Here is a 13,176-nt window from a genome sequence, read left to right as displayed (position 1 = left end):
GCCTCTCACGCCGCAAACGGGAGTTCGATTCTCCCACGGGTCACCAATCTTTTATAACAGTGCTGACGGTATAACAAAGTAGCAAACATAGTAATATGTTTCTAAATAAGGTTTCTTTTGAACAAGAGCGCGTAAGCGCAGGTAAAGTTTTCTTTGCTTACTTTCTTGTTCACAAGAAAGTAAGTGCGTGATTATTGTGACGAGGGTACACCTGTTCCCATTCCGAACACAGTAGTTAAGTTCGTTTACGGTGACAATACTTGGCTGGTGACGGCCCGGGAAGATAACTCATCGCGCACACCGAACACCGACTCGAAAGAGTCGGTGTTTTGTTTTCGTTAAAAATGCCCTGTTCACTGGAATTCACCTCTCCTTGTATGATATAATAGCCTAAATTGGTATTTTATCGCGAAGCAGGGGGTCGAGAATGAACAAAATTCTGAAAGAAAAAATCAGCGAGTCGGTGTCGTCTGTCCTGCCGATCACGATCATCGTGCTGCTGCTCAGCGTGACGATCACACCGATGCCGGTCGGCACAATGGTGCTGTTTTTGACCGGTGCGGCGCTGCTTATCGTCGGTATGGCATTGTTTTCACTCGGCACGGACGTATCTATGACGCCTATGGGCGAGGGTATCGGCGCACAGCTGCCGCGCACGAAAAATCTGTTCATCGTGATACTCATTACGCTCATTATCGGCATACTCATCACGATCGCGGAGCCGGATCTGCAGGTTCTGGCCGGTCAGGTGCCGTCCATTCCAAACAATGTGCTGATCTGGACGGTCGCGGTCGGCGTCGGTCTGTTTTTCGTGCTGGCTATGCTGCGTACGCTGTTCAAGATTCGTCTGTCGCTGCTGCTCATTGTGTTTTACGCGGTGGTATTTATCCTGTCGGCTTTCGTGCCGAACGAGTTCGTTTCTGTGGCGTTTGACTCGGGCGGTGTGACCACCGGACCGGTCACCGTACCGTTCATCATGGCGCTCGGTGTCGGTTTAGCCTCTATCCGAGGCGATAGCGGCGCACAGGAGGACAGCTTTGGTCTGGTTGCGCTGTGCAGCATCGGGCCGGTACTGGCGGTGCTGCTGCTTGGTATTTTCTATCCGACAAACGGTGCAGGCTACACGGCAGTGACTGTGCCGGATGTGGAGGACACCCGTCAGGCAGCACACACATTTGTGGTGGAGCTGCCCGCGTACATACACGAGGTTTTGTCCGCGCTGGTGCCAATCATCCTGTTCTGCGCGGTATTTCAGCTGATTTTCCGCAGATTCCATGCCATGCAGCTGCGCAAGATCGGCGTGGGCTTTGTGTACACATTTACCGGCCTGTCGCTGTTTTTGACCGGCGTAAACGTCGGATTTATGCCCGTGGGACATTATCTTGGACAGCAGTTGGCGCTGAGCGGACGTGAATGGGTGCTAGTGCCGCTTGGTATGCTTATCGGCTATTTTCTGGTAACTGCGGAGCCGGCCGTGCATGTGCTCAATCGACAGGTCGAGTCCATCACAAACGGCGGCATCTCGCAGAGAGCGATGATGCTCAGCCTGTCCATCGGCGTGGCCTGCTCGGTCGGCATGGCTATGCTGCGCGTATTGACAGGCATTTCAATCTATTATATACTGGTGCCGGGCTATCTTGCCGCACTGGGACTGACTTTCTGTGTGCCGAAAATTTTCACCGGCATTGCATTTGACTCGGGCGGCGTTGCGTCCGGTCCGATGACGACCACATTCCTGCTGCCGTTCGCCATGGGCGCGTGTGAAGCGCTCGGCGGCAACGTGATGACTGACGCCTTCGGTATTGTAGCTATGGTAGCCATGACCCCGCTGCTTACCATTCAGGTGCTGGGTCTCATCTATAAAAAGAAACAGAACAGCGAGGATGCGTCCGATGTTTCCGCAGAGGATGAGGACAGCATCATCGTTTTGGAGGGAGCAGAGCATGAGTGAAAACCGACCGCAGATGACGGTGCAGGGCGCGGTAGAGGTCGTGGCGGCCGTTGTTGACGTGGAGCAGGGCGAAAAGGTGCTGCGTATCTATCGTGAGGAACAGGCGCCGGTGGACTTTGTGTGCATGGCTCACGGCACGGCGCGCACGGAAATGCTCGACCTGCTCGGTATCGGTGAAACGGCAAAGGCTATTGTGATGTGTATGGTCAGCCGTCAGACCGGCGTTCGCCTGCTCAAAAGGCTCGGGCGCGAGCTGGAAATGCGATATCCCGGACGCGGAATCGCGTTTACCATTCCGATTACAGGCATTGGTCTGCGGTGGCACAAGCTGCTGACCGCTGCAGACGAGGAGCAAAAGGAGGTCAGCAGGATGCACGAGACAGAGAAGAACGACGGTTTTGACGTTGTAGCAGTTGTGATGGAGCGCGGCTATACCAACGTGGCGATGGATGCGGCGCGAAAGGCCGGTGCGCGCGGCGGCACGGTCATTTCCGCGCGCGGTATTGCGGAAAATGAGGTCAAGCGATTTTTCGGTATCGAAATTCAGGCCGAAAAGGAAATCGTGTTCCTCGTGGTGCGAAGCGATGAGAAACAGCAGGTTATGACGGCGCTGATGCAGGCGGTCGGGATGAAGACCCGCAGCCACGGTATTGTGCTGTCGATGCCGCTTTCGGCAGCCATCGGACTGGCAGATTGAGAATGGAGAATGGAGAATGGAAAATAAGCGTCTGACGTTTGCTTTCTGTTCTCCGTTGTTTATTGTGTTATTTGGCAGGAAACGGCGGGAACCATCCCGCCCTGCACAAGTTATCCCGCGAGGGAGCACAGCGTGCTCCCTCACAACATAAAAGAAAGCGCTCCACTCCGCACTCTCCACTCTTCACTCTGATAAAATAGTATGGTATAATAAGGGCAGTAATTTTCGCAGGGAGAACCCCTGACAGGAGTAGATAACCATGATAAATGAGCACATGATGGATTTAGGCAGCCGCCGTTCGACAATCCGCGAGCTGTTCGAGTACGGGAACAGCCGTGCAGCGATCGTTGGCCGCGAGAACGTATTCGATTTCTCGATCGGCAACCCGAACGTACCCGCCCCGGAGGCCGTTCGTCAGGCGATTTACGCCGAAGCGGCAGGTGATCCGGTTGCACTGCACGGCTATACCTCGGCACAGGGTGCCGCAGATGTGCGAGGCGCACTGGCGGACAGCCTTAACAAGCGTTTCGGCACAGACTACACCGGCGACAGCCTGTACCTGACTGCAGGCGCGGCAGCTGCACTCTCTTGTGCGTTCAAGGCGATCGTCTGCGAGGGTGACGAGATTATTGTGTTTGCGCCGTATTTCCCGGAATATAAAATGTTCATCGAAAGCGGTGCCGGTGCCAAGTGCGTCATTGTGCCGCCGTCTATCGCGGATTTTCAGATTGACTTCGGTGCTCTCGAACAGTGCCTGAATGAGCACACCAAGGCGGTCGTTGTTAACTCGCCGAACAATCCGTCCGGTGCAGTGTACTCCGGGCAGACCATCAAGCGCCTTGCCGACATACTGCGCGATAAGGAGAAGGAATATGGTCACCCGATTTACCTCATTTCGGACGAGCCGTATCGTGAGATCGTATATGATGGCGTGCAGGTGCCGTTCGTGCCGCATTTCTACGACGATACCATTATCTGCTACTCGTACTCCAAGTCGCTGTCGCTGCCGGGTGAGCGTATCGGCTATGTGCTCGTGCCGCCGGCAGCCGCCGACAGCAGAGAACTGTATGCCGCTGTCTGCGGTGCAGGCCGCGCACTCGGTTATGTTTGTGCGCCGAGTATGTTCCAGCGCGTGGCGGCACGCTGTGCCGACCAGACCAGCGATATTGCGGTCTACCAGACCAACCGCGACCTGCTCTTTAACGGTCTGACCTCGATGGGGTATCGCTGTGTCAAGCCGGACGGCGCGTTTTATCTGTTCCCGCAGACGCTCGAGGCGGACGACCGCGCCTTCAGTGAACGCGCAAAGAAATATGACCTGTTGGTCGTTCCGGGTGCGGATTTCGGTGCCCCCGGTCATATGCGAATTTCTTACTGTGTGAAAACCGAGACCATCGAGCGTGCGCTGCCGCTGTTTGAACGACTGGCGAAGGAGTATCGCTGATTTATTATGTAAAGTTCACAAGTGGTTTCGATTAATTATGTATAAGGTGTCAAGTAGCACTGTGCAAACTATACAAAATAACGACGGATGAGTTGTGAGATATTCATAAAAACTTGCTCTTGTATTCTTTTCAGGGAAAGTGTATTATAATACCAGAGATCAGGAAAGGATCTCAAAAATACAATCACCTGAATCACTGAAAAGGAGTGCAAAGATTATGGGTATGAGAAGTTTCTTTAATGGACTGGTAAACGCTCGCATGGTAGAACTGGAAGGCGAACACATCAACGCTAAGAGCATGAACCGTACCAATCGTCGCGGCAAGTAATCGTCTGATTAAAAAAACATCACACGAGGAGCCGTAACCGCACATGACAACTGAAGACAGTAAGTGAAACCCTTCCGAGGACAACATTCGGAAGGGTTTTTCTTTTGATGAAGGCAACACCGCACAATTAAAGCTGCGGCGCTTTACGGAAATTTTGTGTCCTGATGTCGTTCCGGCTTTACGGTAATACACAAAGTATTACCGCAAAACCGCGCCTAATCAGTACGCAAAATTTGCTCGTAAATCGCTCTTGTTCAATTATGCGGTATTGCCTTATCCGGTCGGATGCTCCTGTGCGAACTCGGTCTGGCGGCGGAAGAACGCGGCGCGTTCCTCGAGCGTGGACGGCCGGATGCTGTGTTTGCCGCAATCCGGACAGACGTGGGTTTCAGCGCTGCCGAAGAAGATAAAGTGGCAGCATTTGGTGTCGCAAGTGTAGATCATGGCTTCACCTCTCTTTTTTACTGAGGACAGTGTACCACAGAGAAAGTCCGATAAAACTCCCTTTCTTGCAGGAGAGCAGGGAAGTATGGTATACTGATAGCAGCAATCATAAAAATTTTTGTCTGGGAGTATCAAAATGGGGGAACAAAAACGAAGTCTGTTACGTCAATTATATTTACCGGCGATTTTATGCACCGCTCTCTGGGGCAGTGCGGCGCCGTGTGTCAAGCGCGGGTACGAGCTGTTCGCTGTCTCGGCTGACGCGCCGTTTTCGCAGCTTGTATTTGCCGGCTGGCGGTTTGCGCTGGCGGGAATGCTTGTGCTGCTCGTGACCCGGCTGAAAGGGCACCGAATCGTGCCCAAACGGGATGAAATCAAGCCGATTCTGGCAATCAGCCTGTTTCAGAGCATGCTGCAGTATGTGTGCTACTACATCGGTCTGAGCGGTACGACCGGCACCAAAGGCTCGGTGCTCTCCGGCACGCAGACGTTTTTTGCGCTGCTGCTGGCGCATTGCCTGCTGCCGAATGACAAGCTCAATCGACGGAAAACGCTTGGCTGCATCTGCGGCTTTGCGGGCGTGCTCGCGCTCGGACTGGGCGGACTGAACGGCTTCAACCTCACCGGTGACGGTCTGGTGCTGCTGAGCGCGGTCTCGGCGGGTGCGGGCGCGCTTGTTTCGCGCATTTACACGCCCGGCCGTGATCCCATGCTGCTGACCGGCTGGCAGCTGCTCATCGGCGGCTGCTTCCTGCTGGGTGTCGGCACGGCTGGCGGAGGCGCACTCGGTCGGGTGACGCTCGGCGGCGTGCTGCTGCTTGGCTACATGATCGTGCTGTCTGCGGCAGCGTTTACCATCTGGACGGCGCTTTTGGGTAAATTTCCGGTCGGAAAGGTCAGTCTGTTCGGCTTCCTGATTCCGGTGTTCGGCACGCTGTTCTCCGCGCTCGTGCTCGGCGAGAATATCTTCACCGCACGCAATCTGGCGGCGCTCGTGCTGGTCAGCGGAGGTATTGCGGTCGCAAACTCTGCAAGTACGAAAAAATAACACCGCAGACGGAATTGCGGTGCATAAAGGGTTAATCTATGGTATTTAGTTCTGCAATTTCGCTGTTTTTCTTTGTGCCGATCGTGTTTCTGCTCGATCGCAGGCTGTCGAACGTGGATGCGAAAAACACCTGGCTGCTCCTCGCAAGTCTGGTGTTCTACTCGTTCGGACAGGTGTATTACCTGCCGCTGCTGCTCGCATCGGTGGCGCTTAACTACGTTTGCGGACGGCTGGCCGCAGGAAAGTACGCCAAACTCGGCGTCACGCTTGCGGTCATCGGCGGGATAGGGCTGCTCGCCGTGTTCAAGTACGCGGATTTTGCTATCCGCACAGTGAACGCACTGTGCGGGCTGAGTCTGCCGCTGACCGGCATTGCGCTGCCCATCGGCATCTCGTTCTTCACCTTTCAGGGACTTTCCTACGTCATCGACGTGTACCGTGAGCCACAAACGGTCTCTCACTCGTTCAAGAAGGTGCTGCTGTACATCGCGTTTTTCCCGCAGCTGATCGCCGGACCGATCGTCAAATACCACGACATCGAGCAGGAAATCGACAGCCGCCGCACCACTCCGCAGGAGACCGCACTCGGCATCCGCCGGTTTATCTGCGGTCTGAGCAAAAAGCTGCTGCTGTCGAACGCGCTCGGTCAGATGGCGGATACCGTGTTCGCGCTGCCTGCCGGAGAGATCGGCATGCTGGCAGGATGGACGGGCGCCGTTTGCTACACGCTGCAGATCTACTTCGATTTTTCCGGCTACAGTGATATGGCCATCGGTCTCGGACGCATGTTCGGCTTCCATTTCCGCGAAAACTTCAATTATCCGTACACCGCGACCACCATCAAGGAGTTCTGGCGCCGCTGGCACATTTCGTTGTCCGGCTGGTTCCGCGACTATCTGTATATTCCGCTCGGCGGCAACCGAAAGGGGAAGGCGCGGACATGGCTCAACCGGTTTCTCGTATTTTTCGCAACCGGCCTGTGGCACGGCGCAAGCTGGACGTTCGTCCTCTGGGGACTGTGGCACGGCTTGTTTTCCGTGCTTGAGGACTGCGGTGCGATTCCGGTGGACAAGCTCAAGGGAAAAAGAACCGGACAGCTGTACACGCTGCTCGTGGTCGTGCTCGGCTTTACGCTGTTCCGTGCGGACACGCTGGCGCAGGCAGGTGCCATGTATGCCGCGATGTTCTCCGGCATTGGTCTGCACTGGCTGGGCACGGCGGCTGTCTGGGCAAAATTTACGCCTGCGTTTGCACTGACCCTGTGTCTGGCACTGCTCCTGTGTACGCCTGTGGCCCGTGAGCATACGCCGAAACGTGAGAGTGTGACGTTCATCGGCTCTCTGGGGTTGCTGCTGCTGTGCATGATGTACCTTGCGGCAGGCTCGTTTAATCCGTTCATTTACTTCCGATTTTGAGGTGAAATATGAAATATAAATGGTTTACAGCGGCGTTTTTGTCGCTGTGCCTGATTCCGGCAGCGGGTATGCTCGTGCTGCCCGAGCAGCAGGCGGCAGGCAATGAGCATCTCACGCCCAAGCCGAGCCTGTGGAACGCACAGACCGGCTGGAACGCAGAGTTTCTCGGTGACCTGACGGATTACGTTGCCGACCATTTCGGCTTTCGGCAGGAGCTTGTCACCGCGAATGCCGCGTTGCAGACCGGGCTGCTGTGCACCTCGCCTGCTGAGGACGTCATTTACGGTACGGACGGCTGGCTGTACTACGCGAAAACGCTCGATGATTATCAGAATCACGCAACGCTGACCGAGAGTGAGGCGCAGCAGCTGGCGCAGACCGTAAAATCCATGCAGGACTACTGCGAAAGCCGCGGCGCACGCTTTCTGTTCACGATTGCGCCGAACAAAAGCTCGCTTTATCCGGAGCACATGCCTGCGCGCTACCTGACCGAGGATGCGGACGGCAACTACGAACGCGTGCTGCCGTATCTCGAGCGGGAGGGCGTGAACTATGCCGACCTGTTCTCCGTGTTTCGCGCACACGCAAACGTGCTGTATTATAAGACCGACTCGCACTGGACGAACCGGGGTGCCGCGCTCGCACACGATTATCTGATGAACACGCTCGGTCTGCCGCATACGGGATTTACGGATGAGGAATATACGACCGAGCGGAGTCACAGCGGCGATCTTTACCAAATGCTGTACCCGAAAGGCACGCAAAAGGAGGAAACGCAGGTGTATCAGACCTCGTTTTCGTATGTGAACCCGCCGCGCTCGGACGAGGATATCCTTATGCAGACCACACAGGAGAATGCGCCGAACGGCCGCCTGCTGCTGTGCCGCGATTCGTTCGGCAATGCGCTGCATCCGTTTCTCGCAGAGGATTTCCGTGAGGCGATCATCACCCGGCAGATGCCGTATCCGCTGGAGCAGGTACAGGAGGGCGATACGGTCATCATCGAGATCGTTGAGCGAAATCTGCCGAATATACTAAAATATTCACCGGATTTGGGGAACAAAACCGAACCGTAATCCGTCTAATCAGTATCCACAGGAGAAATAAACAATATGGAGGAAATTCTATGAAAAAGCTGACAGCCATGCTGCTGGCACTAACGCTCTGCTTTGGTCTTGCTGCGTGCGGCGGCAACACCGCACAAGACGATACCAAGGACGAGAGCCAGACCGTCCAGACCGGCAAAACCGAGGATAAGAAGGACGAAGCGAAGACCGAGGAGAAATCCGACGAGACCAAGACCGAAGGCGCAAAGACCGAGACTAAGACTGACGATAAGACCTCGACCGACAGCAAAACCGAGGATAAAACGACCGAAACCAAGCCGGTGACGAGCAGCACGAACACCACGACCGCAAAGCCGTCTGCTTCAGCGGGCACGAGCAAGCCGTCTGCCTCGACCTCGACGAGCAAACCGGCGGCATCCGCTCCGGAAAGCAAGCCGGCACAGAGCAAGCCTGCGGCAAGCGCTCCGGCTGAGACCAAACCCGCAGAACCGGCGAAGCCGACTGCCTCTCAGGCGAGCAGGTACGTCGGCTCGTCCGCATCCGCACTTGAGAGCGCACTCGGCGCACCGATATCCAAGAGTTATTCGCCGAGCTGCATGGGCGAAGGCGAGGACGGCATCTGGACGTATGACGGGTTTACCGTTTATACCTATAAAGAGGGCGGTTCGGAGACTGTCGAAGCGGTTCAATAAATTAGCAGTTAGTAATCGACGATACGGTTTTATGTTTCGCAGGGGAGGCCAGTGGCCTCCCTTGTTCGCGTTCTGCAGAGGTAAAATAAAAGGGCAGACCAATGGTCTGCCCCTGCGGAGAATAAAATTCCTCATTACGAATTTATCAGAGAATGCGTCTCTGCGGTTTATTCGCTACCTGCTTTACGGCCTTGCACGGCACGCCGATGGCAAGCATACCTGCCGGTACATCCTCTGTCACAACGCTGCCTGCACCGATGACAGCGTTATCGCCGATGGTGACGCCCGGACAAATCTGCACGCCCATGCCAATCCAGACGTTATTGCCGATGGTGACCGGCTTGGCATATTCCAGCCCGGCGTTGCGCTGTGCAACATCGAACGGATGGCCTGCGGTCGAGATACAGCAGTTCGGGCCGATGAACACATGGTCGCCGATGGTGACCGGCGCCGCATCCAGGATCACAAGGTTATGGTTTGCATAAAATGCACGGCCGACACGCGTATGGCTGCCGTAATCGACAAAAAACGGCGGCTCAATGACAATATCGGGCGCACAGGCGCCTAAAATGGTATGCAGAAGGGCGTTTTTCTCCTCCTTCTGGGAGGAACGGAGTGTATTGTAATCCATGCACAGGTCGCTGGTCTGCGCACGCGCTTCGAGCAGCGCAGGGTCGCTGTTGGCGTCGTACAGCAGGCCGGAAGCGGCTTTTTTAAGTTCGGTCATCGTCAGGGTTCCTCCTTAATTCTGGTGGCGTACCAGTTCATAATCATCGCCGGAGCGGTAGTACGGACAGCTTTTGCCGGTCTGCATCAGGCGGTAGAATTCGTCCTCATCCAGATAGGCTTCGCATACATATTCATCCATTTCATCATCGTAGACGTTGTAGGCGCAGTCGTCACAGGTTCCTGTCATCGGTCAGCGCTCCTTTCGATTTGGTCGATTGCGGATTGCAGAATAGCCTCGGGGTCGTTGCCGCAGATGTCGAGACACTCCGCATAGATGAGTCTGGTCTCGCGGATACCGAAGTATTCTTTGGCCATAGCGGTCAAATAGTCGAAGCTGAACCGCGGGTCGTACGCGCCGCCTGCGGTGGTGATGTAGGTCAGACTGCGGGCGCGGCACAGGCCGCACGACTGTCCGTGGTCGTTGTAGGCGCTGACAATGCCGGGGACATAAATGTTCTCGATATAGGTTTTCAGCTGTGTCGGAAAGCCCAGATCCCAGTAGGGAGCGGCAATGATGATATCGTCGGCATCAGCAAACTGGTGGGCATAATCGAACATCGGGTCGTGCCATTTGCCGCCGGCAATGAGCGATTCGCGGTGAGCAAGCCGTTCACGGTCGAGCGGGACAAGCGGTTGATCGTATATGTTCAGCTCAGTGACGTCGCTTATGCGTGCGAGATAGGCGCGCGCCAGCCGTGCCGTCCGCGACTCTGCCCGCGGACAGGCGTTGATGTAGAGTGTCATGGTATCCTTCCTTCTTCTTGTTCCTAACTATATAGTATAGCAGAAAAATGAGGAATTAGGAATTAGTAATTAGAAATTATTGTGAGGATGAAACCCATCCCTACGGTACAGCTCAATAAATTAGCAGATTATTTTATGCAGTTTACCAGATCCTGCCAAACTGCGGTATCGAAAGTTTCATCCGCAATAAAGCAGTAGCTATACTGGCTATCCTTCCACTCGGTCGAGGTATAACCTGTCTCGGCATAGAGCAGCGCATCCGTACCCTCAAGTTTCTCGCCGGAAACGGCATGGTTCATACCTTCGAGCGCGTCTTCGCCTTTACCCATGCAGTATTTAAGTGTATGTCCTTCTGCGTCCGCATACACAACAACAGCCATGCCGAACTGATCGGATGCCGAATCGAACGCATAACCGTCCGGCAAGGTCTGCGGCAGCGCAAACGGGAAGGAGAGCGCAGCGGCAAGCGCGTCTGTCGTGTCGTAATCCTGCGGCGCAGTGGCGGTGACAGGCGGTTCCTTTCCCTCACCATCCGGATTAGCAGACATGCGGTTTATCTGCATAACAGCTGTGCCGCCGATAATCAGTACCAGACAAGCGGCAGCTGCGCCGTATCTTCTCCAGGCGGACGGTTTGCGCACCGGCGGTTTATCCAGCGCATCATGCAGGCGCTGCTCGAGGTCAGAAGACAGATTGACGTGCTCCATCAAACGGTTGTACTTATTCATCGAAATCATACGCCTCCTTCAGTGTCTCTTTGAGCATACTGCGTCCGCGGTGCAGCAGGGAACGCACGGTGCTCTCTTTCTGTCCGAGAATGCGTGCGATTTCCGCGGCAGAATACCCTTCATGGTAGAACGGATGAATGGGTTCGCGGTACTTGGGCGGCAGAGCACGCACAGCATCCCACACAAAGGCGAGGTTACTGTCTAACTCATCGCACGGATAGCTTTCCTCGAGTGCGTTCGTGTGCTTGAACCACGCCGAATTCAGCTTGTTTTTGCTCAGGTTGATGGCAACACGGAGCAGCCACGCCTTTTCGTGCGCCGATGATTCCAGTTCCGGGGAAGTGCGCATATACTGCAGAAAGGGGTCCTGCAGTACGTCCTCTGCATCGCTTTTGTTGCGTAAGTACGCATAAGCCGCACGAAACACAGCCGTACTCCATCTATCATATAACTGCGCAAGCTGTGCGTGTGCTGCCGCCGAGGCACGCGCAGGCACGACCGCCTGCAGGACGGCAAACAGCAGCCGCCGGAATCGGCTGATTGGAATCGTCAGTGTCATAATGTCACCTCTATGGATCAATTTGTTTTCTGATCTATATACATTTAATATAACAAAAATGTTGCGTAAGGCACAGGAAAATTTTTTATTTTTTTCTGCAACATTCCCGATCTACGGATTGTATATAGGGCAGAACGGCAAATAGAGCGGCCGCAGAAAAAATTTTTGAAAAGGCTGCAGCATTTTACGGTTCTCGATTGTATCAATAGCGAATGGCAAAAACACGCAAGCAATGAAAGGAAGATTATTTATGAAAAAGACGATCTCTATGATGATGGCACTGGCGGTTGCAGGCTCGATGGCGGCTACGGCTATGGCGGCAAACGATGAGCCGATGGTGATTGCTCCGGTACCGAACACACAGAGTCAGCAGGCACAGATGAAGATTGTTATCAAGGGTCAGACCACGTCCCTGCAGACGATTTCCGTAAATGGCTGCACGATGGTTCCGGTCCGCGCGGTTGCAGAGGCGTTGGGCTACACCGTCAAGTGGGACGCAGCAAAGAAGGCGATCAACCTCAACACTAAGGAAACACAGTGTGACCTGCGCATTGGCGATAACAGCTACGTAGTCTACACGGCGATCGAGGGCATGATTGGCATGAGCGCACCGTTTTCGCTCGGCGCTGCGCCGATCATCAAGGACGGCAGCACCTATGTTCCGGTCGATCTGTTCGTACCGCTCTGCGGCAACGATCCTGCTGTGGTCAAGGTCAGCGGCGATACCATCACCATTGACCCGGATGCTACGACCGAAGACGGCGATTCCGGTCAGATTCCGAATCCGCTGACCGTCCATAACTCCCTTGCAGAGCTTGCAAAGGCAGTCGGCTTTGACATCAAGGCGCCGATCGTGCCCGCAGGCTATCAGGCAGATGCGTATATTGATATCTCTGGCGAGTTGGCAGAGGTGTTCTATACCAAGGGCGAGGATACGCTCGTGTACCGCGTCGGCTGCGGCGAAGGCGATAACAGCGGCGTGTACGAGACCTACAAGACCACCAAAACCGTGAATGTAAAGGGCATTTCCGTGGAAATGCGCGGCAACGATAAGGTAAATGTTGCGGTTTGGAGCAACGGTGGATTTGCGTACTCTGTATCCTCGGAGCAGGGAATCAGTGAGACAGAGGTCGCGGCGGTAGTCAGCAGCGCCTTATAAAAGATTTAAGAGTGGAGATTTTCTCCACTCTTTCTCTTTTGCGGGTATACAGAAAAAGAGTGGAAAGCTCTTCACTCTCCACTCTTAAATCTTCACTCTGTGAAATCAGTCAGCCCAGTACTTCGCAACATGTGCCTTGGTAACCTCAGCGGCCTTCTTGATATTCTCCTC

At 54.7% G+C, this 13,176-nt stretch carries 14 protein-coding genes and 1 rRNA gene; 9 read left to right on the top strand and 6 right to left on the bottom strand.

What is annotated here, in order from left to right:
• Positions 1 to 183 precede the first annotated feature (183 nt).
• The 4 genes from rrf to DW088_RS15330 all read left to right on the top strand — a co-directional run bounded on the left by rrf (position 184) and on the right by DW088_RS15330 (position 4,092).
• Positions 184 to 300, top strand: a 5S ribosomal RNA gene (rrf, locus tag DW088_RS15345).
• A 127-nt stretch (positions 301 to 427) separates the two neighbouring features.
• Complete coding sequence (locus DW088_RS15340; RefSeq protein ID WP_118361932.1) at positions 428 to 1,951, top strand: DUF1538 domain-containing protein; 1,524 nt, start codon at positions 428 to 430, stop codon at positions 1,949 to 1,951.
• Positions 1,944 to 2,648 (top strand): hypothetical protein, encoded by a 705-nt coding sequence (locus DW088_RS15335; protein WP_118361930.1) that lies wholly within the window; start codon positions 1,944 to 1,946, stop codon positions 2,646 to 2,648. Before DW088_RS15340 ends, DW088_RS15335 begins: the two co-directional genes overlap by 8 nt.
• 259 nt (positions 2,649 to 2,907) lie before the next feature.
• The gene (locus tag DW088_RS15330; RefSeq protein WP_118361928.1) at positions 2,908 to 4,092 is read left to right on the top strand and encodes a pyridoxal phosphate-dependent aminotransferase; all 1,185 of its coding nucleotides are present in this window, start codon (positions 2,908 to 2,910) and stop codon (positions 4,090 to 4,092) included.
• A gap of 601 nt (positions 4,093 to 4,693) precedes the next feature.
• On the opposite strand, the gene DW088_RS15950 is transcribed toward DW088_RS15330, so the two are convergent.
• Positions 4,694 to 4,864, bottom strand: a complete 171-nt coding sequence (locus DW088_RS15950) for a hypothetical protein (protein WP_158574468.1) — start codon at positions 4,862 to 4,864, stop codon at positions 4,694 to 4,696.
• 136 nt (positions 4,865 to 5,000) lie between these two features.
• Here DW088_RS15950 and DW088_RS15325 point away from each other — a divergent pair, with 136 nt between their 5' ends.
• From DW088_RS15325 to DW088_RS15310, 4 genes are read left to right on the top strand one after another with little or no spacing between them, the layout of a single operon-like run.
• Complete coding sequence (locus DW088_RS15325; RefSeq protein ID WP_118286290.1) at positions 5,001 to 5,912, top strand: DMT family transporter; 912 nt, start codon at positions 5,001 to 5,003, stop codon at positions 5,910 to 5,912.
• 38 nt (positions 5,913 to 5,950) lie between these two features.
• Positions 5,951 to 7,327 (top strand): MBOAT family O-acyltransferase, encoded by a 1,377-nt coding sequence (locus DW088_RS15320; RefSeq protein WP_118361926.1) that lies wholly within the window; start codon positions 5,951 to 5,953, stop codon positions 7,325 to 7,327.
• Between the two features lie 8 nt (positions 7,328 to 7,335).
• Positions 7,336 to 8,403 carry an alginate O-acetyltransferase AlgX-related protein gene (locus tag DW088_RS15315; protein ID WP_118361924.1) on the top strand — a complete coding sequence of 356 codons (1,068 nt, stop codon included), beginning with the start codon at positions 7,336 to 7,338 and terminating at the stop codon, positions 8,401 to 8,403.
• A gap of 50 nt (positions 8,404 to 8,453) precedes the next feature.
• Positions 8,454 to 9,086, top strand: coding sequence for a hypothetical protein (locus DW088_RS15310; protein WP_118361922.1), 633 nt, complete (start codon positions 8,454 to 8,456; stop codon positions 9,084 to 9,086).
• 145 nt (positions 9,087 to 9,231) lie between these two features.
• Here DW088_RS15310 and DW088_RS15305 read toward each other — a convergent pair whose 3' ends face one another.
• From DW088_RS15305 to DW088_RS15290, 5 genes are all read right to left on the bottom strand, one after another.
• On the bottom strand, positions 9,232 to 9,813 hold the full coding sequence (locus DW088_RS15305) for a sugar O-acetyltransferase (RefSeq protein ID WP_118361920.1): 582 nt from the start codon (positions 9,811 to 9,813) through the stop codon (positions 9,232 to 9,234).
• Between the two features lie 15 nt (positions 9,814 to 9,828).
• Positions 9,829 to 10,002: a DUF6472 family protein gene (locus DW088_RS16105; protein WP_165815537.1), complete on the bottom strand. Its 174-nt coding sequence runs from the start codon at positions 10,000 to 10,002 to the stop codon at positions 9,829 to 9,831.
• Positions 9,999 to 10,559, bottom strand: a complete 561-nt coding sequence (locus tag DW088_RS15300) for an NAD(P)H-dependent oxidoreductase (protein ID WP_118361918.1) — start codon at positions 10,557 to 10,559, stop codon at positions 9,999 to 10,001. Before DW088_RS15300 ends, DW088_RS16105 begins: the two co-directional genes overlap by 4 nt.
• Before the next feature lie 128 nt (positions 10,560 to 10,687).
• On the bottom strand, positions 10,688 to 11,287 hold the full coding sequence (locus DW088_RS15295; RefSeq protein ID WP_118361916.1) for a hypothetical protein: 600 nt from the start codon (positions 11,285 to 11,287) through the stop codon (positions 10,688 to 10,690).
• Positions 11,280 to 11,846 carry an RNA polymerase sigma factor gene (locus tag DW088_RS15290; RefSeq protein ID WP_118361914.1) on the bottom strand — a complete coding sequence of 189 codons (567 nt, stop codon included), beginning with the start codon at positions 11,844 to 11,846 and terminating at the stop codon, positions 11,280 to 11,282. Before DW088_RS15290 ends, DW088_RS15295 begins: the two co-directional genes overlap by 8 nt.
• Positions 11,847 to 12,096: 250 nt before the next feature.
• Here DW088_RS15290 and DW088_RS15285 point away from each other — a divergent pair, with 250 nt between their 5' ends.
• Positions 12,097 to 13,005 (top strand): stalk domain-containing protein, encoded by a 909-nt coding sequence (locus tag DW088_RS15285; protein ID WP_158574726.1) that lies wholly within the window; start codon positions 12,097 to 12,099, stop codon positions 13,003 to 13,005.
• The last annotated feature ends 171 nt before the right edge of the window (positions 13,006 to 13,176 follow it).

The organism is Butyricicoccus sp. AM05-1 (assembly GCF_003474415.1).
Lineage (GTDB): Bacteria > Bacillota > Clostridia > Oscillospirales > Butyricicoccaceae > Agathobaculum > Agathobaculum butyriciproducens.
This window is presented reverse-complemented; position numbering and strand designations above follow the sequence as displayed.